Genomic DNA, 25,291 nt, shown 5'->3' with positions numbered 1-25,291 from the left:
TTCGGATCGTTGGGTCGGAGCACCTCCGATGTGCGATGCTCGCGGCGCTCGGCCCGACCGAGCGGAGACTCGCGACGAGTGCGTTTGCCAATGACCCGCGTGTTTGCAATAGTAAAGACAGATTTGCACTCGTAAAATGTCGATCGCGGGGAGGACGACATGAACAAGCGATCACGACTCCGGCGGTGTGTCGCCGTGGCCCTCGGTGGGCTGGTCCTGCTGACCGCGGCCCTGGCCGGGACGGTGCCGGCGGCGGCCGAGGACGGCAGCGGCAAGCTGCTGCTCGTCCTCGACTCGTCCGGGTCGATGAAGGAGAAGGCCGGGGACGGCAGGACCAAGATCGAGGCGGCCAAGAAGGCGCTCACCGGCGTCGTCGACTCGTTGCCCGACGAGGCCCAGGTGGGCATGCGGGTGTACGGCGCGACGGTCTTCGATCGCAAGGACAAGGGCGCCTGTCAGGACACCCAGTTGGTCGTCCCGATCGGCACCGGGAACCAGGCGCAGCTGAAGGCGGCGATCGGGAAGTACAAGCCGTACGGGGAGACGCCGATCGCGTACTCGCTGGAGCAGGCGGCGAAGGATCTCGGCTCGGAGGGACAGCGGACGATTCTGCTGGTCTCCGACGGCGAGGAGACCTGCGTGCCCGACCCGTGCCCGGTCGCCCAGAAGATCGCCGACGCGGGGATCGACCTGAAGATCGACGTGGTCGGGTTCAACGTCTCCGGCAAGGCTGAGCGGCAACTGCGCTGCGTCGCCGACAAGGGCAACGGCGACTACTACGACGCCGACGACACCGAGGAGCTCGAGGAGAGCCTGAGCCGGCTGTCCACCCGGGCCTTCCGCCCGTTCCGGCTCGGCGGGACCCCGATCACCGGCAGCGAGGAGCCGGCCACGGCGCCCGATCTCGGGCCTGGTTCGTGGATCGACAAGCTGCCGTCCGAGGCCGAGGCAGTCAAGTACTACCGGCTGAAGCGGACCAAGGCGCAGTCGACGTTCTGGATCGGCGCGAGCCTGCAGGCGCCCTCCTCGCGGACCCAGCTCGCCATGAAGCTGGTGCTGCCGGAGGACCTGGACGAGACCTGTGGCTGGGCCTACCCGTCGGCCTTGGGCGGCAAGCATTCCCGGATGCTGCTCAGCGGCGTCGTCAGCAGCCACACCAAGAACAAGGACTGCCTCGCGGCGACCGAGTTCCTGCTCCAGGTCGGCTTCACCGACTTCTCCGACAGCCTGGCCGGGCAGAAGTTCCAACTCCGGGTGTACGAGGAGCCGCCGGTGGCGACCAGGGTCGGGCTGCCGCCCGAGGTGGACGATCCGCATTGGCAGTCGATGGCTCCGCGCAGCCCGAAGGCGGTCCAGCCGGGCAGCGCGTTCGCCGACGCGCCGACGATCACCTCGGGCACGTACCGGGTCGACGTGATGCCGGGCGAGATCCAGGTCTTCAAGGTGAAGGCGGACTGGGGCCAGCGGATCCAGGTGCTCGGCCAGATCGCGAAGCTGGCCAAGGCCGACGAGTGGGTGGCCCGCGGCGCCCGGCGCTACGCGGTGGGTGTCCTGTCCCCGTACGGCGGTCCCGCGAAGGCGATCTTCGGCAAGGGCGAGCCGGCCGGCTACCAGTCCATCGTCTCCCGCCAGGGCAACGAGGTGGCCGTACAGACCAAGGAGGTCCGCTGGGCCAACCGGGACGGCTCCGGCGACGACGAGCAGAACAACGCGCTGGCCGGCGAGTTCTACGTCACCGTCCAGCTCGACCGGGAGGCCGAGGACGAACCCGCCTTCGCGCTGCCGATGACGCTGACCGTCGGCGTGATCGGCACGCCGAACGGAGCGCCGCAGTACGCCCAGGACGCTCCCCCGCCGAGCCAGACGCCGACGCCGGAGACCACCCCGTCCGAGACTCCTTCGACCCTGCCTCCGGCCAGCGAATCGGCTGAACCGCCGGTGTCGAACCCGCCGTCCGACGGCAACGGTCAGCCGGGGAACGGTGGCTCCGGAGACGGTACGGCGAACGACGACCGGCCCGGCCCGCCGGTCGGGCTGACCGCGGCCCTGGTCACCGGCGCGGTGGTCCTGGTCGGCGGCGGCACCGGTCTCCTGGTCTGGCTCCGCCGCCACTGATCACCACGCCCCCTGAGCTTGTCGAAGGGCCGAGATCATCAGCCCTTCGACAGGCTCAGGGCACGTTCCAGGGATCGCTCCGGTGGTCCGGACTCAGGACTCGGTGATCCGGGCGAAATGGCGCAGGGCGTCGTCGGTGCGGGACACCCCGTAGGCGAGCAACAGGTCCGCGACCGCGGGATGGCGGTCGCGGATCTGTGCTGCCACGGCCGCGTACTCGTCGGCGCCGGCGGCGAGCCGGAACACCTCCTGCACCTGGCGGACGGTGTTCCGCGACACCGAGCGGGTCCGGGCCGTGAGCACGTCGCCGGACCGGTCCTCGGTGACCTGGGCCATCGCCTCGGCCGCGGTGAGCCGGCCCAGCTCGACGTCGATCACGGCCTCGTGCAGCAACCGGAGCCGCTCCCCGCTGGCCGGGTTGGCCAGCTTCACCCGGTGCCCGTTGATCAACTGGGACAGCATCGGCGCCGAGACGCCGAGCAGTTCGGCCAGCTTGCCCTGGCTGAGCCCGAGCGCCGCGCAGTAGCGCCCGACCAGTTGCTGCAGGGTGTCGCCGTACAACCTGGTCTGCTCCGTACGTGCCCGCTCGACCTCGTCCGGTGCCGCCATCGAACCGACCTCCGTTTGCATCCGTGAAGAGCCCAAGCCTACGAGACACGGCCGCTCAGGTCAGCAGCAACACCAGCGCGACGACGAGACAGACGGCGCCGAGTCCGACCGCGCCGATCGCGATCCCGGTCAGCCGGCGCCGCCGGTCGGGGGCCAGCGCGGCCCGCGGCGAGGTCGCCACGTCCCGCGGCGCCGGGGCGTACGGGACCGGATCGGGCTTGGTCGAGGGCTGCGCGGGTCTGCCCTGCGGCGGCGGCACCGGCCCGGGCGCGCTGGTGGCCGAGGCGGCCGACGGTCCGGAAGGCTGCGGCCGGGCTCGGGTCGCCGGCCCGTCCGGCGACCAGCCCGGCGGCAGCGCCGGCAGCTGGTCGAACACCTCGATCTCGGCGCCCGGGTCGCCCCACCACCGGATCGTCGCCAACTCGGCCCGCGCCTGCTCGGCGGAGCTGATCCGGTCGGCCGGGTCGGGCGCCAGCAGGCGACCCAGCAGCGGGCCGAGCGGACCGGCCTGCAGGTCGGCCGGGATCTCCGGCCAGGAGCCCGGCTTGACGCCGGTGAGGAGTTCGAGGGTGACCAGGCCGGCCGCGTAGAGGTCCTGCCGCGGGTCCGGATCGGCTCCGTACGCGGCCTCCGGGGACAGGTAGCCCGGCGTGCCGATCACCTCGCCCACCCGGGTCAGCCGCGGGTCGTCGATCGCCGCCGCGATACCGAAGTCGGTCAGCCGCAGCACCGGCCGGTCCCGCCCGGTCGCCTCCAGCAACAGGTTGCTCGGCTTCACGTCCCGGTGCACCAGGCCGACCGCGTGCACGGCGGCCAGGGCCTGCAGCAGCTGGTCCAGCAGGGTGATCGCCCAGAGCGGCGGCAGCCGGCCGTAGTCCTTGATCAACAACGCGGCGGTGCCGCCCCGGACCAACGGCATCGTGAACAACACCCGGTCGTCCTCGCCGGCCCAGCCGAGCGGCGTGATCACGTGGGCGTGATCGATCCGCCAGGACGTCTCGCGGACGAACCGGAGCAGGGACGCGCTGTCGGACTGCTTCAACACCTTCGCGGCGCGGTACGCGGACTCGCGCAGATCCCAGGCGCGCCAGACCGTGCCCATGCCGCCCTCGTCCAGCAGATCGACGAGCTCGTACCGGCCGGCGAACACCTCTCCCATCCCGCCATCCTCGCCGATCGCCGTCGCGGATCGCCACCTGGCACCTGGTCCGCCCAGCTTCGGAAATCGGCTCCGCGGCAGCGGCCGCGCAGGTAGGGTCGGCCTCATGCCCGCGCTCGATCAGACCTTCACCGACCTGCCCCTCCGCGCGGTCGCCGACGCAGCCCTGAGCAGGGCCCGAGACCTCGGCGCCGAGCATGCCGACGTCCGGATCGAACGGATCAAACAGAGTCTGCGCAACTACCGTGACAGCAAGATCGAAACCGCGGTGGACGACGAGACGCTGGGCCTCGCGGTCCGGGTGGTGCACCAGGGAACGTGGGGTTTCGCGGCCGGCATCGTCCTCGGTACGGATGCGGCCGCCGGCCTGGCCGAGCAGGCGGTCCGGACCGCCCAGGTGTCGCAGCCGCTGACCACCGAGCGGGTGGAGCTGGCGCCGGAACCGGTCTACGCCGACGCCACCTGGGTCTCCGCGTACGAGCTCGATCCGTTCCAGGTGGCCGACGCCGAGAAGGACGGCCGGATGATCGAGCTGAGCGACCGGCTGCTCGCCGCCGACGGCGTGAACCACGCCGAGGCCCAGCTCTGGTACGTGCTGGAGAACAAGTTCTACGCCGACCTGGCCGGCACCACGACGACCCAGCAACGGGTCCGGCTGCAGCCGGAGCTGACCGCGATCAGCGTCGGTGATCATGGTTTCGCCTCGATGCGGACCCTGGCCGCGCCGACCGGCCGCGGCTGGGAGTACCTGACCGGGACCGGCTGGGACTTCGACGCCGAGGTGGCCGAACTGCCGGACCTGCTGGCCGCGCACGCGAAGGCGCCCTCGGTCGAGGCCGGCCGCTACGACCTGGTGATCGACCCGACCAATCTCTACCTCACCATCCACGAGTCGATCGGGCACGCGACCGAGCTGGACCGGGCGCTCGGCTACGAGGCCGCCTACGCCGGCACCTCGTTCGCCACCGTTGATCAACTCGGCACGCTGCACTACGGCAGCGAGGTGATGAACGTCACCGGTGACCGGGAAGTCGATCATGGTCTGGCCACCGTCGGGTACGACGACGAGGGCGTCGCCGGGCAGACCTTCCCGATCATCACCGGCGGCACCCTGGTCGGCTACCAGCTGAACCGGCAGATGGCCGCGGCCCGCGGGCTGCGCTCCAACGGCTGCTCGTTCGCCGACTCCCCCGGCCACATCCCGATGCAGCGGATGCCGAACGTCTCGCTGCAGCCGGCCGAGAACGGGCCGAGCACCGACGAGCTGATCGGCCGGGTCGACCGCGGCATCTACATCGTCGGCGACAAGTCCTGGTCGATCGACATGCAGCGCTACAACTTCCAGTTCACCGGGCAGCGCTTCTACGCGATCGAGAACGGCAAGATCACGCACCAGCTGCGCGACGTCGCGTACCAGGCGACGACGACCGACTTCTGGCGCTCGATGGAGGCGGTCGGTGGACCGCAGACGTACTACCTGGGCGGCGCGTTCAACTGTGGCAAGGGACAGCCCGGCCAGATCGCGCCGGTGTCGCACGGCTGCCCGTCGGCGCTGTTCCGCCAGGTCAACATCCTGAACACCGTGTCCGAGGGGGGCCAGTGATGGCAGCGATGGAATCCGGCACCAAGACGTCGGCGCAGCAGTTGATCACCGACGCGCTGGCGGCCGCCACGCTGCCGGTCACGGTGCTGGTCCGCGAGACGTACCAGGCCAACCTGCGCTGGGCCAACAACCAGCTCACCACCAACGGCCAGATGCACGGCCGGGAACTGACCGTGATCAGCTTCGCCGACGTTGCGGGTGGCCGGGCGGCCGGGTCGATCAGCCGGCAGGCCGGAGATGATCATGACGTGGCCGGTCAGGTGGCCGCCGCCGAACGGTCGGCCCGGGCCTCCGCGGCCGCCGAGGACGCCGCCGAGCCGCTGCCCGCCGGCGAACCGGACGCGGACTTCGACGAGCCGCCGGCCGGCACCGACATCGACGTGTTCACCGCGGTCGCGCCGGCACTCGGCGAGGCGTTCCGGCAGGCCGGCGAGGAGGGCCGGCTGCTGTTCGGGTTCGCCGAGCACCTCGTCACCACCAGTTATCTCGCCACCAGCGACGGCCAGCGCCGGCGGTCCGTGCAGCGCAGCGGCCGGCTCGAGCTGAACGCGAAGACGGCCGACCTGACCGCGTCGGCCTGGGCCGGCGCGGCGACCGCCGACTTCACCGACCTCGACGTGCCCGGCCTGGTCGCCGAGGTCAACCGGCGGCTGGGCTGGCACGCCAACCCGGTCGAGCTGCCGCCCGGCCGGTACGAGACGATCCTGCCGCCCGGCGCGATCGCCGACCTGATGATCTACGCCTACTGGACGGCCGGCGCGCGGGCCGCCGAAGAGGGCCGGAACGTCTACTCCGACAAGGCAGGCGGCACCCGGATCGGCCAGCGGCTGAGCACGCTGCCGATCACGCTGGCGTCCGATCCGGCCGAGCCGGGCATCGAGTGCGACCCGTTCGTGATCACCGGAAGCTCCGGCGAGAACAGCTCGGTGTTCGACAACGGGATGCCTCTGTCCCGTACCGAATGGGTCAAGGACGGCATCCTCAACGAGCTGATCCGGACCCGGGCCTGGGCGGCCAGGTCTGCCTCGGGTCGACCGGCCGTCGCCGAGATCGACAACTTGATCATGGACGGCGGCGGCACCGCGACGATCGAGGAGATGATCGCCGACACCGAGCGCGGTCTGCTGCTGACCTGCCTCTGGTACATCCGCGAGGTCGATCCGCAGACCCTCCTGCTGACCGGGCTGACCCGCGACGGCGTCTACCTGATCGAGAACGGCAAGATCACCGGAGCGGTGAACAACTTCCGGTTCAACGAGTCGCCGGTCGACCTGCTGTCCCGGATCTCCGAGGTCGGCCGGTCGGAGAAGACGCTGTGCCGGGAGTGGAACGACTGGTTCACCCGGACGATCATGCCGCCGGTCCGGGTGCCCGACTTCAACATGTCGACGGTCAGCCAGGCGCGTTGAGTTCGATCCATCACGTCGAACTCTGGGTGACCGATCTGGCCCGGGCCGAACCGGAATGGAACTGGTTGTTCGGCGAGCTGGGCTGGTCGCCGTACCAGAACTGGCCGGCCGGGCGGTCCTGGCGGGCCGCCGACGGGGCGTACGTCGTCGTCGAACAGTCGCCGGACGTGCTGCCCGGGCCGCATCGCCGGACGGCGGCCGGACTGAACCATCTGGCCCTCAACGCCGACCGGGCGGTCGTCGACCGGGTCGCGGCTGAGGGTGCTGGACATGGCTGGACGCTGCTGTTCCCGGAGCGGCATCCCCATGCCGGCGGGCCGGAGCACTACGCCGCGTACGTGATCAACGGCGACGGCTTCGAAATCGAGTTGGTCGCCCCCACCCCGGTTGACTAGCATGCTCGCCGTGTCGACTCCGGAGGCAGACAGGACCGGGGCTGCCGGTCATCCGTCAGCCCCGTGATCACCTGATCCCACGCTGACCGTGGTGACCGAGACGATCCCGTCGCTCTCTCTCACCCCGGAGTCTCTGTCATGCCCTTCCCGCTCTACCTGCTCGCCCTGGCCGTGTTCGCCATGGGCACCTCGGAATTCATGCTGGCCGGTCTGGTGCCGGCGCTGGCGACCGACCTCGGCGTCGGCGTCGGTACGGCCGGGCTGCTGACCTCGGCCTTCGCGATCGGCATGGTCGCCGGTGCCCCGCTGATGGCCGTGTTCGCCCGGACCTGGCCGCGCCGGACCGCCCTGGCCGGCTTTCTGATCTTGTTCCTGCTGGCCCACGTCGCCGGAGCGCTCACCGACAGCTTCGCGGTGCTGTTCGCGACCCGGGTGATCGCCGCGGTGACCAACGCCGGCTTCCTGGCGGTGGCGCTGAACACGGCCGTCTCGCTGGTGCCGGCCGACCGCAAGGGCCGCGCGTTGTCGATCTTGCTCGCCGGTACGACGCTCGCCACCGTCGCCGGCGTACCCGGCGGCGCGCTGCTCGGCACCGGGTTCGGCTGGCGGGCCACGTTCTGGGCGATCGCCGTGCTGTGCGTGCCGGCGGTGGTCGGCGTGCTGGCCGTACGGCTGCCCGACCCGGACCGGCAGTCCCTCGACCTCGGCCCGGAGCTGGGTCGGCTGCGTCGGCCGCAGTTGATCATGACCCTGCTGGTCGGCGCGCTGGTCAACGCGGCCACCTTCGGCGTGTTCACGTTCCTGGCTCCCGTGGTCACGGACCTGGCCGGGCTGGCCCCGGTCTGGATCCCGGTCACGTTGATGATCTTCGGCCTCGGCTCCTTCGCCGGCGTGACGATCGCCGGCCGGCTGGCCGACCGACGGCCGTGGCTGGTGATCATGGTCGGCGGTCCGGCCCTGCTGGCGGGCTGGATCGCCCTGGCGCTCGCCGGGGCACACCCGGTCGCGTTGATCATTCTCGTGCTGGTGCTCGGCACGCTGTCGTTCGGCGTCGGCAGCACGCTGATCGCGCGGGCGCTCTATGCCGCCGCCGGAGCACCGACGATGGCCGGCGCGTACGCGACCGCAGCGCTCAACGTCGGGGCCGCGGTGGGACCGGCCGTCGCGGGGCTCTCACTCGGCACCGGTCTCGGACTGCAGGGGCCGGCCTGGATCGCCGCCGGCCTGGTCGCGGTCGCGCTGGTGCTCTGCCGGCACGTCCGGACCTCCGAACGGGCTACTCGGTCGGAGTGATGTCGATGATCTCCCCGTTCAGGTGGGCGACCAGGTTGCCACCGGTGCCGGCCTTGCCCGACAGGAGGATCTTGATCACCCGGGTGCCGTAGAAGGAGTCGTACTCGACCGACACCTGCCGAGTGGTCGACTTGTCGGTCTTCAGGTTCTTGTCGGCCCGGCTCAGCAGCCTGGGCAGGACGTCCCAGTCGATCTCGGACACGTCGACCCTCCGCGCGTCCGGTTCGCCGGGACCCGACTGCCACAACTTGGCGGTGCCGTCCTGATAGAGGTAGGTGTCGACCGTGTCCGTACCGTCCTCGACCGGGACGCTGGCCAGGGCCGAGTCCTCGTACACCAGGAAATGGCTGAACTCGGTCGTGCCGGCGACCTCCTCGAGGGCCTTGATCAACTGCTCCATGCCCGCCTCGGTGTGCAGGTTCACCGGTTCGGTGGTCTCGGTGCTCGGCGTCGGTTCCGCACTGTTGGGCGGTTGGCCCGCCAACGCCGCCTGGAACCGCGGGACGAGGACGGGCCCGGCCAGGGCAGCGCCGACGATGAGCGCCAGCACCAGCGCCCCGGCGACCGCCCAGAACGCGATCCGCGGCCGGCGTCGTCGTTCCCGGGGCAGCGGCTGGACGGCCAGGCGCTGGGTGGTGGCGAAACTCGAGACGGTGGCGTCCTTCGCGGGGTGACCGGTCAGCGACGATTCGGCGGGCGAGCCCCCGCTTGCGGCCGTCGGGCCCGGGGAGCCGGCGGACGAGGGGTGACCCGCGGTGGCCGGCGACCGTGGGGTCGCCGAGGCCGGCGACGCCGCTGGCCCGGGGCGTCCGGACCCGATCGCCCCGGACTCGGACTGGCCGGACCCGGACTGGGTGGACTCGAATGCAGCGGTGTGGGACGCGACGGGCTTGAGCGGCACAGGCTCGGGTGCGCCGGGCTGGGACACGCCCTGCGGTGATGCGCCGGGATCGAGCGAGGCCGGCTTGGGTGCGCCCGGCTGGGACGCGCCGGCGTCGAGCGCGCGGACCAGCAGCGGCTCCAGCTGCTCCGCGGTCGCCCGGTGCGCCGGATCGGCGACCAGCACCGCGCGCAGCGCCGGGCCCAGGGCCCCGGCCCGGGTGGCCGGGGGTACGACCCCGGACATCACGGCGGCCAGGGTCTCCACCGCGGTGGACCGCCGCAACGGGTGGACGCCCTCGACGGCCACGTACAGCAGCATCCCCAGCGACCACAGGTCCGAGGCCGGGTTGCCCTCGCTGCCGTGCAACCGCTCGGGGGCGATGTAGGCCGGCGACCCGGTCAGCTCACCGGTCATGGTCAGCCGCGACGTGTCGGCAAGATCAGCGATCCCGAAGTCGGTCAGCACCGGGCGGCCGTCCGGCCGCAGCAACACGTTCGCCGGCTTCACATCGCGGTGACAGATCCCGGCGGCATGAGCGGCCCGCAACGCCCCGAGCAGCCCGCGGCCCATCGCGGCCACCTCATGCGGCGGCATCGGTCCCGCGGCCAGTCGGTCCTCCAGGGTGCCGCCGCGGACCAGTTCCATCACCAGCCACGGATGCGACTCGCCGGGCACGTCGACGATGTTGTGGATCGCGACGACATGCGGGTGATCGATCCGCGCCAGCGCCTGCGCCTCGCGCAGCACCCGGGTTCGCAGCATCTGGGCGAAATCCGGGTCGGCCAGCAGCCCGGGATCGGCCGGCCGGACCTCCTTCAGCGCCACCTCGCGCTGCAGGACCTCGTCCAGGGCGCGCCAGACCGCGCCCATCGCCCCCGTACCGAGGCGCTCGATCAGTCGGAACCGGTGGTCGATCAGATCACCGGGCCCGCGCTCCTGTGTCACCCGGGTCAGCCTACGGGAGGGCGCACGCGAAACCCGCGGTACACGTCCCGGTGTCTCCGAGTCTCCGGATGCCATGGTGGTTGGTCCAGCAGAACCTATTCCGGCCAGAAAGGTTTGGCCTCGTGATCAACCGCGTACTCAAATGACTGGTCCGATGTACACTTGGATATCGGGACTTGCCTCGTGAGTTCGACAAGCAATGAGTCGTTGTCATGCCAGAAAGGCCGATCCAACGGAAATCGGTTGGAGGCACGACACCATCTCCGTATCTACCCTCGACCTCACTGTTATGCGGCTGTCGATGATTAGAGATTAGTGATCCTTGCGGATTCCCATCCTCCAATGCCTGCCGTTCAGGCCTGAACGCCGGGGCAACAGAATCACAACGACTACGGGAGCTAATGCACGTTTGAGTGTGCACTGAATTCCGAGCCTTGACACTCATCAAGACCCAGAACATTCAGAATTTGTGATGCCACCGCCTGAACCCTGTGCAACATTCATGATCACCAATCGCGTTCAATCTCACCCAAACGAGGACCAACGATGCGATGCATTCTGGTTCTTCATCGTGGCTGGAAGATTCTCCTTCATGAACGGATAGTACGCCACGCACGCCACGCGGCAATCATAGTGGCTATTGTAATAGATTGTCACCTGCCACCTATCCGCGAAATTCCACACACACGCAGCATTGTTCTTGACGGGCAGGCTAGTACCGTAGAATCGATAACCTGACAGATCCTCCACGGAACCAACAAAATCTAGCATGGCTGTCTTGCAGCCTGAATTGTAGAAGTACGCCATCTCGCCACTCTCAAGACGGCCGTCTTGATCTTGTGCGGAACTTCGTTGTGCAGACGTGCCGGTAGTTAGGATCACCGCGGCAACAGTGAGCAACAATATACGGAGACCTCTTCGCAGAGTCCTCCCAGGCCGTTCATCCACTTATCCCCCAGAGAACGCAGAATTCGATAGGATCCAAAATACCGGATACCAACATGTGGCCACAAGAGGCCGCAGCGTCGACCACCGTAGGATCTTCACTGCTCGAGCTCAGCCCACAAAGCTCACGTTGGCAGGTCCGAGGCAGCGTTGCCCTCGCAGCCGCACAGCCGCGCTGGAGCGATGCAGGCCGGCCACCCGGTCAGCCGCGACGTGTCCGCCGATCGGCGATCGCGAAATCGGTCAGCACCGGACTCCCGTCCGGCCACAACAACACGTTGGCCGAACTTCACACAGCCGTGACAGATCCCGGCCGCGTGCACCGCCCGCAGCGTGCCCCACAGCCCACACGTCAGCTCGGCCACCACGTCCGGCGCCAGGGCCCGGCGAGCTTGAACCCCAGGGTGCCGACACGGACCAGTTCCATCACCAGCCACGGATAGGGCTCGCCGGCAGCTCGACGATGTGGTGAGTGGTGACGGCGTGCGGATGGTGGATCCGGGCGAGCGCCCACGCCTCGGGTCCGCAGCATCACGGTGAACCCGGGACCCGAGGCCATCCCAAATCGGCCGGCCCCATCGCGCCCGAACCGAGGACGCTTGATAAGTCGGAACCGGTCGTCGAAAGGCAAATCCGACGGCGCGGTGATCGACGTCAACCCGGCCGGCTGGCCCATTTCCTAGACTGGCCGCGTGACACAGGAGCGCGGACGCGGCGATCTGATAACAACCGGCGCCGGTTCGAGGGAGGGATCAGCAGCATGTCCAGCTGCTGGGCGGTCACCCTGTCGGCCGGATCGACCTAGCACCGTGCACAATGCTGGGTCGAGCGCGGTCCACGGACCTCCGGCGGCCAATGTTGCGAGCCCGGAATATCGGCCGGCCAAGCTCCGCCCATGACGACTCGGCGGCAGATTGAGTCTGCCACCAGTTAACGCCCGAAATCGCCATTCTTGTACGCCCCAACTACCTTCCGGGACAGTGCGACAATTTTGTTCCGCAGCCGCCGAGCCGATGACAACTCAGAACGGTTCCTCAGAACAGCCCGGGCCTGATATTCAGATTGGACCATAGTAGCGATTCTTACGTAATCAGTCGCTGCCTTACACTCAACATCAGCCAGCGCTTCGTCGACTTCAGATTCAGATGGCGGCGTCCGAATCAAGCGATCGTATCGAATGCCGCCGACTGAAACCCACAGGTTCGGTCGAGCGTAGCCCTTTCCCTGCATGCACTTCCTCCACCGCTCTCCCACGGAAATCAAACGCTTATCATCTTTTGAATCCATGCCCGACTCGAATACCAGTTCATTTGGCAAGGTGAACACAGGATCAACCTGCCCATCAGGCGACATTCCCAACTGGCGCAATGCGCTTCCGGAACATCCAAACTCATCATCCCGCCCATTCTCCGGGATGTTCGAATTCGCGTCCGCCATTCTTCCAACAAGTGCTCTTCGGTATCCCGCACGATCGTCACCTTCTGCAACCGATGGCACGTCTGACTCCAAGCCGTAACCAAGTTCGATGGCTTGCTGTCGAGAAGTGATTCCGTAGTAGTTGATCCAAAAGAACCAATTCTGATCAGAAATTTCCGACTCACTGTCCACTTCATACACAAAAGATTGGTCCGACATGCACTTGGATACCAGGACTTGCCTCGCGAGACCGACGAGCATTGATTCGTAGTCATGCTGGAAGCGATATGCATCCAGGGGAAACCTGCTAGGAGGCACTACGCCGTCCCGGTACCGACCGTCAATCTCGCTAGCCGACCCACGTTCACTAGTCTCTAAGGACCCCCCGGGATTCTCGTCGTTCAACACCTGCGACCGTTCCGCGCTGCACGCCGACGACATAAGAAGAATAGACATGAGACCTGCTAGCGCGCATTTTAGCACGCCCCGAAGTCCAGAAGTAGACACCATCGAAACCCCGAGTAATTTCGGATGAGGGCAGGAGACACCCGACTCGTGTGCAGAATTCATAGAATAGTCACTGGGTGGTTTCCAAGATCAACCTAAAGAGGACCAGCGATGCGACGCATTCTGATTCTTCATTTTCGGCGGAAGATTCTCCTTCATATACGGATAGTACGATACGCAAGCAACGCGGCAATCATACTGGCTATTGTAAAAGATTGTCACCTTCCATCTGGGCGCAAAATTGTACACACAGGCGGCATTATTCTTCACAGGGAGGTGAGTTCCCCAGAAACGATATCCATCCAGATCCCTCACATCGCCCCTAAAATCCAGCAAGGCTGTCTTGCAGTCTGAATTGTAGTAGTATGCCATTTCGCCGCTCTCAAGTCGGCCATCCTGATCTTCTGCTACACCTCGCTGCGGAGATGTACCGATGATTAGCGCCACGACCAGAGCAATGAACGTAAGTACGAGGAGCATTCTCTGCAGAATTCGCCCAACCGATTCATCCATTTGATCCCCCAGAAGCGTTATGACATGTAGCGAAACCGTACCGTGTCACAGCATGTGGCCACAAGAGGTCGCAGCGTCGCCTCAGCAGGCCTTGAACATACAATTCAGCTGGCTCGGAACTACGCAAGCAGCAGGATCGAATCTCGTCCGGCCCAGGCTTCGCTCAGACGTCGTCCGAATCGTCCGGTACGAAATCGACGACGCCCCGCCGCATCGACGTGACGATCGTCCTCGCCGTGTCGCGCAGCTCGCCCGGGCCGGCGGCATGCCCGACCTGGTCGGCGAAGTCGATCACCTGGCGGACCCAGCGGACGAAGTCGCCCGCGGTCAGGCCGGAGTCGGTGAGCACCGCGGACAGCGGCCGGCCCGCGGCCCAGGAGAAGGCGGCCTGGCTGAAGCCGATGTCCGGCTCGGGCCCGGGCTCGAGCCGGGCGTCCCGTTCGACCAGGGACACCTCGCGCCAGATCCGCCGCAACTGGGTCATCGCGGCGTCGGTCCGGCTGTCCGGCATCCGCGGCCGCCGTACCCCGTCGTCGCTGCGCCGGGCCTCGAACACCAGCGACGCCAGCACCGCGGCCAACTGCGGATGGCTGAGCCCGTCGAAGACCCCGGCCCGGATGCACTCGGCGGCGACCAGGTCCAACTCGCTGTAGATCCGGGCCAGCATCCGGCCCTCGTCGGTGACCTCGTCGCCCTCGGCCAGGTAGCCGAGCGACTGCAGCACGGTACAGATCCGGTCGAACCGGTTCGCGATCGTGTTGGTCCGCGAGGCCATCCGGCGTTCCGTCTGCGCGACCTCGCGTTCCAATCGCAGGGCGCGCTCGGACCAGCGGGCGTGCGCCTCCCGGTCCGGGCAGTCGTGGCACGGGTGGTTCCGCAGCTGCTCGCGAAGCTCGCCGATCCGCTCGGTCAGTTCCGGGTCGGCCGGCACCCGGTGCCGCTGCGGATCAAGATCGACTCCGGCCAGCTTGGCCCGCAGCGACGCCGCGAGGTTGCGCCGGGACGCCGGCTCGCGCGGGTCGAACCGCTTGTTGATCTTGAGCCGCCCGACCGCCTTCACCGGGGTCGGGAAGTCGACCAGGCTGAGCCGACGGACCTGCCGGTCCTCGGTCAGCACCAGCGGCCGCGGATCGCTGGAGCCCTTGCGATCTCTGGTGCCCGGGTCGATGATCACCACCCAGCCCTGGCTCCGTCCTTGCGGCACCCGGACCACGTCGCCCGGCTGCAAGATCAACAACGATTCGAGCGCCTCGGCCCGGCGGTCGGACTTGCGGCTCCGGGCCAGTTCGGCCTCGGTCTGGGAGATCTCGGCGCGCAGCTTCGCGTACTCGGCGAAGTCGCCGCGGTCGCACTCGGCCGCCTCCCAGTAGCCGGCGACGGCCTCGGTGTTCTTGGCCAGCGTCCTGGCCCAGCCGACCACCGACCGGTCCGACTGGAACTGCGCGAAGGACTGCTCCAGCAGCGTTCGGGCGCGCTCCCGGCCCACGGTGCCGACCAGGTTCACCGCCATGTTGTAGGTGGGCGCGAAGGACGACTTCAGCGGGTACGTCCGTCGCGAGGCCAGCCCGGCCAGCGCACGCGGGTCCAGGCCCGGCTGCCAGAGCACGACGGCGTGACCCTCGATGTCGATGCCGCGCCGGCCGGCCCGGCCGGTCAGCTGGGTGTACTCGCCCGGCGTGATGTCGGCGTGCGACTCGCCGTTGTACTTGACCAGCTTCTCCAGCACCACGCTGCGGGCCGGCATGTTGATCCCGAGCGCCAGCGTCTCGGTCGCGAACACGACCTTGATCAATCCGCGGACGAACGCCTCCTCGACGCATTCCTTGTAGGCGGGCAGCATCCCGGCGTGGTGGGCCGCGATCCCCCGCTCCAGCGCCTCGGCGAACCGGCCATGATCAAGAGCGCGCAGGTCGGCGCCGCTCAGCCCGGACACGTGCCGCTCGATGATCAACGAGATCTCCCGGCGCTCCTCCGGCGAGGTCAGCCGGATGCCGGACGCCAGCAGCTGGCCGACGGCCGCGTCGCAGCCCACCCGGGAGAAGATGAACACGATCGCCGGCAGCAGCGCCTCGGCGTCCAGTCGCTCCACCAGGTCGGGCCGGTTCGGCACCATGGCCCGCGACGGGCGTCCCCCGCCACCGTCGGAGAATCGCTTGTGCGCGGCGCCGCCGTACCGTCCGCTGCCGTACGAGACGGTGCGCTTGCCCTTGCCGGTCCGGCCGCGCGGCCGCCGCGAGTCGTCCCGGACCCGGCGGCCCTCGTCCCGGGCGATCTTGATCAACTCCGGGTTCACCTCGGCCTTGCCGGGCTGCGGCGTCGCCTGCGCGGTCGGCGCCACGTCGGCGAAAAGATCATGGATCCGCCGGCCGACCATGACGTGCTGGAACAGCGGCACCGGCCGTCGCTCGGAGACGACCACGGCGACGTCGCCGCGCACCTCGGCCAGCCACTCGCCGAACTCCTCGGCGTTGCTCACGGTCGCCGACAGCGCGATCAGTTGGATCGACTCGGCCAGCCCGATGATCACTTCCTCCCAGACCGCGCCGCGGAACCGGTCGGCCAGGTAGTGCACCTCGTCCATCACCACGTAGCCGAGGTTGGCCAGCGTCGCCGACCGGGCGTAGATCATGTTGCGCAGCACCTCGGTGGTCATCACGACCACCGGCGCCTCGGAGTTGATCGAGGTGTCCCCGGTCAGCAGGCCGACCGAGGCGGCCCCGTGGGCGCGGACCAGGTCGGCGTACTTCTGGTTGGACAGGGCCTTGATCGGCGTCGTGTAGAAGCACTTCCGGCCGCTCCGCAGCGCCAGGAAGACCGCGAACTCGCCGACGATCGTCTTGCCGGCCCCGGTAGGCGCCGCCACCAGCACCCCGGACCCGGTCTCGACGTGGGCGCACGCCTCGCGCTGGTAGTCGTCCAGCTCGAAGCCGTAACCGCCCGCGAACTCGGCCAGCAGCGGGCTCAGCTGCCGTTGCCGGAACCTGGCGTACGCCGCGGCCGGATCTGAACTCGCCTGCTCCATGTCGTCGCCAACGGTACCAACCCGGACTCAGGGTCGTGACGTGACAGATCCCCGAGCCCTGCCCGAGGTGCCAGGTCCGGACGACGCCGTGTGGCGGTACCACCGGCCCTTCTGTCAGGTCCCGGCGGCCGCGCTGGAGCTGTTTCGGCCGAGGAGCCGTCCCTGCACGTGTCGTTCAGCCCGCGGACCTCCCAGCTGCTGTCCCAGCGGCTCGGCGCCGAGAACACCCGCGCGCGATGGCGACTGCTGACGGGCACCGAGATCACCGATCCGCCGCCCCGGCCGGAGCCGCCGGAACGTGAACGGCCGCCCGGCTACCAGCCGCCGATCACCGACGACGGGATCCCGTCCTTCTGGCCAGCAGTACGGACTCGTGCCGACGGCCGTTCAGCCAGCGACCGATCCAGGTCGACCGGACCAGCACGTCGTAGCTGAGCAGCAGCACCGCGGTGCAGCCGGCCCAGGCGATCAGCAGTTTCACCGGAATCGGCCAGGCGAGATCGCGCAACCCCAGCTCGATCAGGGTCAGCAGCGGCAGGTGCAGCAGATACATCCAGTACGAGGCGTCGGCCAGGTAACGCACGACCGGCCGCTCCCGCCGCAGCGTCCGCACCGCGAGACCGAGCAGCCCGAAGGTCCAGGACCAGCCGGCCAGCGCCGCCACCGCCGAGTTGGCCAGCGGTGGCAGGACGTCCGGGCCGAACCAGCCGAGCACGGACAGCACCGTGGCGAGCACCAGCAGCACCGGCCAGCGCCCGCCCAGCCGCGGCAGGGCGTCGGCCCGGGCCTGCAGGAACCAGCCGGTCAGGAACGCGCCGAGGTAGGCCACCGAGGCACCCGGGACCGGCACGATGGTCGGCGGTTCCTGGATGCCGAGGTCCCCGCCCTGGCCCTGCAGCACCAGCCCGATCAGGTACGGCAGCGCGGCGATCCCGAGCCCGGCCGGCGACGCCAGCACCGAGCCGATCCGGTCCGCGATCCCCGCGCAGCGCTGCCGGCCGAGCACCCGTACCAGCACCGCGCGACCGGCGACGGTGACCAGCACCAGCTGGAGCAGGGTGACCAGGAACCACAGGTGCCCCGGCATCAGCACCGCCAGCGGTCCGGGCAGGTCGGGGGACGCCTGGGTCGCCTCGGCGGTGTCCAGGGACCCGGCCGCGATGGCGATCAGGGCGAGCGACCCGACCGCGAGCGGCCAGAACGCCACCGCCGGCAGGCCGATCCGCAGCGCCCGGTCCCGGACGTAGGCTCCGGCGCCGCGGCGCTGCAGCACCATCCGGCCGAAGTAGCCGGCCAGCGTCATGAACAGCACCATCCGGAACAGGTGGATCAGGTAGACCACGGCCAGCGCGGCCTCGCTCTGGTAGCGGTCGACCACAAGCCAGCCGCCGGCCGGGAGGAACGGGATCAGCCCGTGCAGCACGATGCCCAGCAGCAGCGCCCCGGCCCGCAGGGCGTCCAGGCCGTGCAGTCTCGTCGTGGTCGACGGTTTCGAGGCGGTGGGTTCGGAGGAGGTCGTCGTCACCTCGACGACGCTAGGCATCCGCCGCCGTACCCACATCGGCCATCGGATCCATCCCGCCTGCAACCTTCGATGGAGACGCGCCCTGAGCCTGTCGAAGGGGACGTTGGCTATGATCATGGCGTCGCGGTGACTGGCGTACCCGGGAGTGAACCCGGAGGGAGCCGCGATGACGTACCTCCAACGTGATGCCGCCCGCCTGGGCATCCGGTCTCGACGACCGGAAGGACCCTGGCATGACGCTCACCGCATCCCCCGACCAGCTCGCCACCGACCCCGAGGTCGCGGAACTGCTCCGCGCCGAGGAGGACTTCCAGGCGAGCACGCTGCGGCTCATCCCCAGCGAGAACTACGTCTCCCCCGCCGTGCTGGCCGCGTCCGGCAGCGTGCTGCAGAACAAGTACAGCGAGGGCTATCCGGGCCGCCGCTACTACGAGGGCAACCAGGTCGTCGACCGGGTCGAACGGCTGGCGGCCGAGCGGGCCACCCGGCTGTTCGGCGTCGATCATGCCAACGTGCAGCCGTACTCGGGCTCGCCGGCGAACCTGGCCATCTACCTCGCCTTCGCCGCACCCGGCGACACGATCCTCGGGATGGGCCTGCCGATGGGCGGCCACCTGACCCACGGCTGGGACGTCTCCGCCACCGGGCGCTGGTTCCGCGGCGTCCGGTACGGGGTCGGGCGGGACGGCCGGATCGATCTTGATCAGGTCCGTGACCTCGCCCTGGCCGAGCGGCCCAAGATCATCTTCTGCGGCGGTACGGCGATCCCGCGGACCATCGACTTCGCCGCGTTCGGCGAGATCGCCCGGGAGAGCGGCGCACTGCTGGCCGCCGACATCTCGCACATCGCCGGTCTGGTCGTCGGCGGTGCCCACCCCTCCCCGGCCGGCCATGCGCCGGTGATCATGACCACGACGCACAAGACGCTGCGCGGGCCGCGCGGCGCGATGCTGCTCTGCGACGCCGACCGGGCCAAGGCGATCGACCGGGCCGTGTTCCCCGGCCTGCAGGGCGGACCGCATGATCACACGACCGCCGCGATCGCCGTGGCGCTCGGCGAGGCGGCCCGGCCGGAGTTCGCCGACTACGCGCGAGCCGTGGTGGACAACGCGAAGGCGCTGGCGGCCCGGCTGCTCGAGCTCGGCTACGACCTGGTCTCCGGCGGCACCGACACCCACCTGATCCTGATCGATCTCAGTCGCAACGGCATCGGCGGCAAGGCCGCGGCGAAGGCACTGGACCGGGCCGGGATCGTCGCCAACTACAACACGGTGCCGTTCGACACCCGCAAGCCGTTCGATCCGTCCGGGGTACGGATCGGCACGCCGGCCGCCACCACCCGCGGCCTCGGCACCGCCGACATGATCACGATCGCGGACTGGATGGACCGGGTGATCACCGCCGCGCGGTCCGACGACGAGGCGACGATCACCGCCGTGCGGGGCGAGGTGGCCGAACTGATGGCCACGCACCCGGCGCCTGGACTCCCCGGCTGAGGTGACCGGAATCCAGCCGACTCGGCGAGATCTGGCTCCGGATCGCCCGAAGCCGCCGACTTCGGCTGGATTCCGGTCAGTCCTCCACCGTGATCCCTTCCGTCGACGCCTCGTCCACCACCACCGGCTCGGCCACCCGGCGGTAGCTGTTCCCGCGCACGGTCACGGCGCGCGCGTTGCGCAGGTAGACACCGGCCTGGAACGGCTCGGTCAGATCGCTGAACCGGTTGTTCTCGATCACGATTCCGCTGTTGTACGGCTGCGTCGTGAACGCCCCGTTGTTGGCCAGCGTGGTGATCGCCCCGCTGGACGGAAACTTCGTGTACTTGCGGACCCAGCCGGAGCCCGCGAAGACGTTGTTCCGGACGATCACGTTGCGGGCGAACGAGCCGGTCGGTCCGCTCGTCGTACCGAAGCCGATGTCGTGGTAGGCGTTGTTGGCGAACCGGCACTGCTCGACGACGAGGTTCTTGTTCATGAACACGAGGGCGGTGCCGATGTTGCCGTCGATCGTCGCCGCGGCGATCCGCGCCTCATCCCATTCGTGGCCCGAACTGGTGGCCAGGCCGCCCACGGCGACGGTGCCCGGCAGGTCCGCGTCCAGCATGATCAGGAACGCCGAGCCCGCCTCGTCGACCGGCGTCACGGCGGCGATCCGCACGGTCGACGGGACCGGGCCGGACCAGAACGTGAGCTCGTCGCCGGTCCGGAACGGCAGTGGCCGTGAGCCCGCCGAGGCCGGTGCGATCGTGATCTTGCGCGCGTTCTCGATCGCGGCGACCCGCACGAAGGAGCTCCGCGACACCAGCGGATCCCAGCGCACCCCGGCCAGCCGCCCGCCACGGTAGTCCAGCCGGCCCGTGTTGTTGGACAGGTGGATCGCGTCGCGCGGGCCGACGGCAAGATCGTTGCCGTCCGGCGCGAAGGTCACGTCCCGGCAGGTCAGGTTGTGGCCGTAGCCGGCCAGGATGCCCGCGCCGATCGCGTTGTTGATCATCAGGTTCTCCAGCCGCAGGTCCCGGCAGCCCAGGGCGTAGACGTTGTACGAGCCGCCGACCACGTTGAAGTGCCAGGACGCGCCGTCGCCGGGCCGGACCCGGTCGGAGAAGCCGAAGCCGGTGATCGTGTAGCGCCGGCCGGAACCGCCGGGGACGCTGTGCCAGACGTTGGCGAACTGGTCCGGGTTCGCGCCGATCGTCAACGGAGCCACGTGATTCAGCTGTCGGGTGGCGAGGTCCCAGCTGTTCGCCGAATAGCAGCGCATGCCGTCGAAGTGGGCGTTGCCCTCGAACACGTCGACGGTCACCTGATCGGCGGTGGCGTCGACCGCGACGATCTCCCCCGACGTGGTGGCGCGCGGCGCGTAGTCCAAGATCAGGTTGCGCAGGGTCAGGTCGCGGCAGTCGGTGAGCTGGAACTGGGTCGCCGGGGCGAGGTCGTTCGCGAGCGGGATCAGGCTGAGCAGCCGGGTCGTCGGCCGTCCGTCCCGACCGACCGCGCCGGTCAGCGTCAGCCCGGACGCGCCGGTGATCGGCAGGCTCGCGCCGAGCTCGGCGCCGGGGCGCAGCCGGTAGGTGCCCGTGTCGAACCGGATCTCGGTGGGCCGCCCCGAGCTGAGCGCGTCCGCGATCGCCGCCCGGATGGCAGCCGTGTCGTCGGTGTCGTCTTCCGGCCGGGCGCCGAAATCGCGAACGTGCAGGATCCGTGGGCCAGCGGCGGCGGGCCAGGCCCCGAGCTGTGTCAGGGCCACGGCACCCACCAGGGTGCCGCCGAGTGCGACAAACCCGCGACGACCGAAACGCGCTGAATGATTCACGATCGACACCTCACCGTGTCTATATGGGACAGATATCCACTATGTGCCTGATCCATTCAACATCGAACCGACGATTTCGGAACCCCTGTCCCACGATCCAACGCACGGCAGCTCGGTCGGGTCGCCCCGGCGCCGGCCATCCTTGAGTGAATTCCCGCCGGTCAGCCGCGGCGAAATTCACCCAGGTCCGGTCTAGTGCCGAGCTGGACTCGGCGGGTGCTCACCGATCAGCGGGTGCGGGGGCCGACACACCCGGGGTCGAGGCTAGCCTCGACGTCATGCACGGGTCCGGTCGAGCCGTCGCGGTGATGCTGATCATCGCCGCGAGCGGCTTCGGACTGTCCGGGTGCCCGTCCCGGACCGACTCCGGCGCGGGTCCCGGCGGCGCCTCGAGCAGCAGCCCGACCTCGCGCCCGTCCGCGACGCCGTCCCCGAGTCCCCGGGCCCCTTCACCGTCGCCATCGCCCTCCGCGCCCGCTCCGTCCCGGACGTCGGAGTCCCCGACCGAGCGGGCGGACCCGCGATGGCGGTTCTATTCCGACGACCGGTCCAGGCATCGCTCGCCCTGGTTCGACGGCGCCCGCCGGATCATGATCGACTTCGGCTGCACCGACGCCCCGTACTACACCCCCGACGAGCGCTGCGACGGCGACCAGGGCTTCCACCACGGCATCGACATCGCCCTCCCCTGCGGCACCACGCTCCGAGCCGGCGTCGCCGGCCGGGTGGTCGAGCCGGCCCGACCGGGCCGGCCCGGAACCGCGTACGGAGAGAAGGCCTTCCGGCTCCGGGTCGTGACCGCCGACGGCCAGGTCGATGTCCTGATCGGCCACGCGCGCAAGGTGCTGGTCCGGCCCGGTGACCGGGTCCGGGCCGGCCAGCCGATCGCCGAGACCGGCGACCTCGGCGCCCCGGACGGCTGCCATCTGCATTTCGAGCAGCGCGCGGTCGACGGCGGCCTCAGCACCGCCACCGACCCGACCGACCTGCTCGCCCTGCGCCGCCCGTAGCGCACAACGCGCCGTGGCGGATTCGCGTCGAACAGGTCTGTGCGCGCTTGTGTCACCGGCGATCGACCGGTCAGTTGTGCAGCGACACGCCGCCAGAACGCCTGCTTTTGTGACCGGTCGGCGGAATATCAGGGGGTGAAGACCGGCAGGGCGCGGGGGGCGATCCTTGCGGTCAGCGGGGTCGCGCCGAGAAGCTCGCCGTCGCCGAAGGCGACCAGGCCCGGGCCGTCGACCTGGACCTCGGTGGCCTGCAGCCGTTCCACGCACGGGTCGGTGACGAAGTCGCCGGTGTAGAGCTTGGGCAGCAGCCGGAGCAGCCGGAACCGGCCGACCGGATGAATGATCGTCAGGTCCAGTCGCCCGTCCCGCGGGTCGGCATCCGGAGAGATCTGGATCCCGCCGCCGTAGCACCTGGTGTTGGCGACCGCGACCAGCATCGCGTCCAGGTCGCGCGGCTCGCCGTCGATCACCAGCTGGTAGCGCAGCGGCGAGAACACGCGGAGTTCGGCCAGGGTCGCGATCGGATAGCGCAGCGAGCCCTTGGGGTACGCCAGCGCGTTGGCCCGCCGGTTCACCATCGCGTCGAACCCGGTCGCGAGCACCGTACCGATCCGGCGACCGGCCACTTCCATCACGTCGACCAGGGACGGTCGGCCGGAGACGATCAACTGGGTGGCGCCGATCGCGTCATTGGGCGGCAGGCCGAGCCCACGGCAGAGGTCGTTGCCGGTGCCGGCCGGGATCATCGCCAGCGCGACGGTCTCGTCGCCGCTCGCGTACCGCTCGGCGACCGCGTTCAGCCCCAGGTGCATCATCCCGTCGCCGCCCATCACGGCGACGACGCCGCCGGCGGCGGCCGCGGCGTCGATCAGGGTCCGGGCCTCGGCGTAGTCGCGGCTCAGCTGGATCGTCAGGTCGAGGCCGCCGTCACGCAGGCGGCCGGCCACCTGCGGCAGCAACTCCTGGGCCCGGCCCTTGCCGGAGGAGGGATTGACGACCAGCGTGACGCGGCGCGTCACCGATCACTTCTTCTCGTCGTCGCCGGTGTCTTCGGCCTCGAGCTGCCGCAGCGCCGCGTCGTCGTCGACACTGTGGTCCACCGAGTCCTCGCTCTTGTTGAGCTTGCCCTTGCGCCGGTCGAGGGCGTACGCGATGAACTCGGAGACGATCACCAGCACCGTCATCGGCAGGGCCAGTAACAGCATGGTGAACGCGTCCGGGGTCGGCGTCGCGATCGCGGCGAAGACGAACATCGCGAAGATGATGTACGCCCGGTACTTGGAGATCATCTTCGCCGGCAGCACGCCGACGACATTGAGCATGACGATGAACAGCGGGACCTCGAAGGCGAGCCCGAAGATCACCATCAGCCTGATCATGAAGCCGAGGAAGTCCTGCAGCGACTGCAGGTTGTTGATCCCCGCGCCCTCGGGGGTGAAGCCGATCAGGATCTTGATCGCCTGCGGCATCACGAAGTAGCCCATGCCGACGCCGAGCAGGAACAGCGGGACCGCCGCGCCGACGACGATCAGGCTCCACTTCTTCTCCTTGGCCAGCAGGCCGGGCACGATGAACGCCCAGACCTGATAGAGCCAGACCGGCGAAGAGATGATCAGACCGGCGAGACCGGCGACGGCGAGCGACATCGTGAATGGCGAACTCACACCGTTCAGCACCAGCTCGGCCTGGATGTCGGGCCGCTCGACCTTGAGCGCCGCGATCGCCGTGTGGTACGGCGCCGTGATCAATTCGAGCAGCCACGTATTGAAGGCAAAACAGGCGATCGAGGCGACCAGGATGGCCAGCACACAGATCACCAGCCGATAGCGGAGCTCGGCCAGATGCTCGAACAGGGTCATCGACCCGTCCGGAGACGCCGGTTTGGGCGGCTTGAGCCAGCTCAGATTGATCCGAGAGGGCCGCCACTTGAGGGACAACGCCACGGCAGCAGGGCGCGATCAGGCGTCTTTGCGAAGTTCGGCGTTGGTCGGCTCGGCCGCACGCACGTCGGTGGACTTGGCGTCCAGTTCGGCCGCCGCACGGGCGTCCGGGGCGGGCTTCTCGGCCTCGGCCTTGTCCTCGTCGGACTTGCGGAGCCCCGAAGTCTCCTCCTTGAACTCCTTCAGCGCGCGTCCCGTGCTCTTGCCGAGCCCGGCCAGCCGCGAGCCCCCGAAGAGCAGGACCACGATGACCAGAATGATGATCAACTCGGTGGGCCCGAGGGGAAATGCCATTGGGGTCATGATTTCCTCTTTCCGTCCGTGGGTTGCCTCACGTTGCTGTGACGCTAGCCACGCCTCTGGTCGTCATCTTACGTCGTCGGCACCCGGTGGCGTACGACCACGTCTGGATCGTGATCCGGGTAGATCAGTTCACCGGACGAGCGCCCGTCCGGGATCTCGATCCGGCTGAGCAGCTCCGCTCCCTGGCCGGCCCGTTGGGCCAGCACCCGGAGCTCGGCGAACAGGTCCGACGCCTTGTGCGCCAACCACACCCCGAAACAGACGAGCATGACCAGGCCCCCGACGGCGATTCCGATGAAGATCCAGGGCCATGGCACGGGGCCACCCTAATCCACTGAGCCGGTGCGGCAAGGAGTCCGCGAAATCGTTCGCGGGGTGGACATTGAA

The 25,291-nt window shown here is 69.0% G+C and carries 18 protein-coding genes and 1 riboswitch; of the genes, 7 read left to right on the top strand and 11 right to left on the bottom strand.

Annotated features, from left to right (window positions below):
- Positions 1 to 159: 159 nt before the first annotated feature.
- Positions 160 to 2,115 (top strand): vWA domain-containing protein, encoded by a 1,956-nt coding sequence (locus tag AC6CCG_RS15665; RefSeq protein ID WP_496655504.1) that lies wholly within the window; start codon positions 160 to 162, stop codon positions 2,113 to 2,115.
- Positions 2,116 to 2,208: 93 nt separating this feature from the next.
- Here AC6CCG_RS15665 and AC6CCG_RS15660 read toward each other — a convergent pair whose 3' ends face one another.
- Positions 2,209 to 2,724 (bottom strand): helix-turn-helix domain-containing protein, encoded by a 516-nt coding sequence (locus AC6CCG_RS15660; RefSeq protein WP_496655503.1) that lies wholly within the window; start codon positions 2,722 to 2,724, stop codon positions 2,209 to 2,211.
- A 55-nt stretch (positions 2,725 to 2,779) separates the two neighbouring features.
- Entirely contained in the window at positions 2,780 to 3,883 is a 1,104-nt protein-coding gene (locus tag AC6CCG_RS15655) for a serine/threonine-protein kinase (protein ID WP_496655502.1), read from the bottom strand.
- Positions 3,884 to 3,989: 106 nt separating this feature from the next.
- On the opposite strand from AC6CCG_RS15655, the gene AC6CCG_RS15650 reads away from it, so the two are divergent.
- The 4 genes from AC6CCG_RS15650 (at position 3,990) to AC6CCG_RS15635 (ending at position 8,583) form a co-directional block, all read left to right on the top strand.
- On the top strand, positions 3,990 to 5,486 hold the full coding sequence (locus AC6CCG_RS15650; protein WP_496655501.1) for a TldD/PmbA family protein: 1,497 nt from the start codon (positions 3,990 to 3,992) through the stop codon (positions 5,484 to 5,486).
- Complete coding sequence (locus AC6CCG_RS15645) at positions 5,486 to 6,895, top strand: metallopeptidase TldD-related protein (RefSeq protein WP_496655500.1); 1,410 nt, start codon at positions 5,486 to 5,488, stop codon at positions 6,893 to 6,895. The genes AC6CCG_RS15650 and AC6CCG_RS15645 overlap by 1 nt, the downstream gene beginning before the upstream one ends.
- Positions 6,892 to 7,290 carry a VOC family protein gene (locus AC6CCG_RS15640; protein ID WP_496655499.1) on the top strand — a complete coding sequence of 133 codons (399 nt, stop codon included), beginning with the start codon at positions 6,892 to 6,894 and terminating at the stop codon, positions 7,288 to 7,290. The genes AC6CCG_RS15645 and AC6CCG_RS15640 overlap by 4 nt, the downstream gene beginning before the upstream one ends.
- A 138-nt stretch (positions 7,291 to 7,428) precedes the next feature.
- Positions 7,429 to 8,583 (top strand): Cmx/CmrA family chloramphenicol efflux MFS transporter, encoded by a 1,155-nt coding sequence (locus tag AC6CCG_RS15635; RefSeq protein WP_496655498.1) that lies wholly within the window; start codon positions 7,429 to 7,431, stop codon positions 8,581 to 8,583.
- Here the strand turns inward: AC6CCG_RS15635 and AC6CCG_RS15630 are convergent.
- From AC6CCG_RS15630 to AC6CCG_RS15615, 4 genes are all read right to left on the bottom strand, one after another.
- Positions 8,567 to 10,411, bottom strand: coding sequence for a serine/threonine-protein kinase (locus AC6CCG_RS15630; protein ID WP_496655497.1), 1,845 nt, complete (start codon positions 10,409 to 10,411; stop codon positions 8,567 to 8,569). The genes AC6CCG_RS15635 and AC6CCG_RS15630 overlap by 17 nt on opposite strands.
- A 1,875-nt stretch (positions 10,412 to 12,286) precedes the next feature.
- Positions 12,287 to 12,991 (bottom strand): hypothetical protein, encoded by a 705-nt coding sequence (locus tag AC6CCG_RS15625; protein ID WP_496655496.1) that lies wholly within the window; start codon positions 12,989 to 12,991, stop codon positions 12,287 to 12,289.
- A gap of 964 nt (positions 12,992 to 13,955) precedes the next feature.
- Entirely contained in the window at positions 13,956 to 16,814 is a 2,859-nt protein-coding gene (locus AC6CCG_RS15620) for a DEAD/DEAH box helicase (RefSeq protein WP_496655495.1), read from the bottom strand.
- A gap of 328 nt (positions 16,815 to 17,142) precedes the next feature.
- Complete coding sequence (locus AC6CCG_RS15615) at positions 17,143 to 18,339, bottom strand: acyltransferase family protein (RefSeq protein ID WP_496655494.1); 1,197 nt, start codon at positions 18,337 to 18,339, stop codon at positions 17,143 to 17,145.
- A 116-nt stretch (positions 18,340 to 18,455) separates the two neighbouring features.
- Positions 18,456 to 18,548: riboswitch (ZMP/ZTP riboswitch) on the top strand.
- Positions 18,549 to 18,572: 24 nt separating this feature from the next.
- Here AC6CCG_RS15615 and glyA point away from each other — a divergent pair.
- A complete protein-coding gene (gene glyA, locus AC6CCG_RS15610) occupies positions 18,573 to 19,835 on the top strand; it encodes a serine hydroxymethyltransferase (RefSeq protein ID WP_496655493.1) in 1,263 nt (420 codons plus the stop codon).
- 76 nt (positions 19,836 to 19,911) lie between these two features.
- Here glyA and AC6CCG_RS15605 read toward each other — a convergent pair whose 3' ends face one another.
- Positions 19,912 to 21,585, bottom strand: a complete 1,674-nt coding sequence (locus AC6CCG_RS15605) for a right-handed parallel beta-helix repeat-containing protein (protein ID WP_496655492.1) — start codon at positions 21,583 to 21,585, stop codon at positions 19,912 to 19,914.
- Between the two features lie 344 nt (positions 21,586 to 21,929).
- On the opposite strand from AC6CCG_RS15605, the gene AC6CCG_RS15600 reads away from it, so the two are divergent.
- Positions 21,930 to 22,661, top strand: a complete 732-nt coding sequence (locus AC6CCG_RS15600) for a M23 family metallopeptidase (protein ID WP_496655491.1) — start codon at positions 21,930 to 21,932, stop codon at positions 22,659 to 22,661.
- A gap of 128 nt (positions 22,662 to 22,789) precedes the next feature.
- On the opposite strand, the gene AC6CCG_RS15595 is transcribed toward AC6CCG_RS15600, so the two are convergent.
- From AC6CCG_RS15595 to AC6CCG_RS15580, 4 genes are all read right to left on the bottom strand, one after another.
- Entirely contained in the window at positions 22,790 to 23,680 is an 891-nt protein-coding gene (locus AC6CCG_RS15595) for a diacylglycerol/lipid kinase family protein (protein WP_496655490.1), read from the bottom strand.
- Between the two features lie 3 nt (positions 23,681 to 23,683).
- Positions 23,684 to 24,520 (bottom strand): twin-arginine translocase subunit TatC, encoded by an 837-nt coding sequence (tatC, locus tag AC6CCG_RS15590; protein ID WP_496655489.1) that lies wholly within the window; start codon positions 24,518 to 24,520, stop codon positions 23,684 to 23,686.
- 99 nt (positions 24,521 to 24,619) lie between these two features.
- Positions 24,620 to 24,895: a twin-arginine translocase TatA/TatE family subunit gene (gene tatA, locus AC6CCG_RS15585; RefSeq protein WP_496655488.1), complete on the bottom strand. Its 276-nt coding sequence runs from the start codon at positions 24,893 to 24,895 to the stop codon at positions 24,620 to 24,622.
- Between the two features lie 77 nt (positions 24,896 to 24,972).
- Positions 24,973 to 25,221, bottom strand: a complete 249-nt coding sequence (locus tag AC6CCG_RS15580) for a hypothetical protein (protein ID WP_179748449.1) — start codon at positions 25,219 to 25,221, stop codon at positions 24,973 to 24,975.
- Positions 25,222 to 25,291: the final 70 nt, after the last annotated feature.

Source organism: Microlunatus sp. YIM B11417 (assembly GCF_059617205.1).
The sequence above is the reverse complement of the archived record's forward strand: the minus strand, read 5'-3'. Positions and strand labels throughout refer to the sequence as shown.

What these genes read in the sequence shown, in the direction of transcription:
- AC6CCG_RS15665 (WP_496655504.1), top strand. Translation starts at nt 160, where the DNA reads ATGAACAAGCGATCACGACTCCGGCGGTGTGTCGCCGTGGCCCTCGGT.
- AC6CCG_RS15660 (WP_496655503.1), bottom strand. Translation starts at nt 2,724, where the DNA reads ATGGCGGCACCGGACGAGGTCGAGCGGGCACGTACGGAGCAGACCAGG.
- AC6CCG_RS15655 (WP_496655502.1), bottom strand. Translation starts at nt 3,883, where the DNA reads ATGGGAGAGGTGTTCGCCGGCCGGTACGAGCTCGTCGATCTGCTGGAC.
- AC6CCG_RS15650 (WP_496655501.1), top strand. Translation starts at nt 3,990, where the DNA reads ATGCCCGCGCTCGATCAGACCTTCACCGACCTGCCCCTCCGCGCGGTC.
- AC6CCG_RS15645 (WP_496655500.1), top strand. Translation starts at nt 5,486, where the DNA reads ATGGCAGCGATGGAATCCGGCACCAAGACGTCGGCGCAGCAGTTGATC.
- AC6CCG_RS15635 (WP_496655498.1), top strand. Translation starts at nt 7,429, where the DNA reads ATGCCCTTCCCGCTCTACCTGCTCGCCCTGGCCGTGTTCGCCATGGGC.
- AC6CCG_RS15625 (WP_496655496.1), bottom strand. Translation starts at nt 12,991, where the DNA reads ATGTCGGACCAATCTTTTGTGTATGAAGTGGACAGTGAGTCGGAAATT.
- AC6CCG_RS15620 (WP_496655495.1), bottom strand. Translation starts at nt 16,814, where the DNA reads ATGGAGCAGGCGAGTTCAGATCCGGCCGCGGCGTACGCCAGGTTCCGG.
- glyA (WP_496655493.1), top strand. Translation starts at nt 18,573, where the DNA reads ATGACGCTCACCGCATCCCCCGACCAGCTCGCCACCGACCCCGAGGTC.
- AC6CCG_RS15600 (WP_496655491.1), top strand. Translation starts at nt 21,930, where the DNA reads ATGCACGGGTCCGGTCGAGCCGTCGCGGTGATGCTGATCATCGCCGCG.
- tatC (WP_496655489.1), bottom strand. Translation starts at nt 24,520, where the DNA reads ATGACCCTGTTCGAGCATCTGGCCGAGCTCCGCTATCGGCTGGTGATC.
- tatA (WP_496655488.1), bottom strand. Translation starts at nt 24,895, where the DNA reads ATGGCATTTCCCCTCGGGCCCACCGAGTTGATCATCATTCTGGTCATC.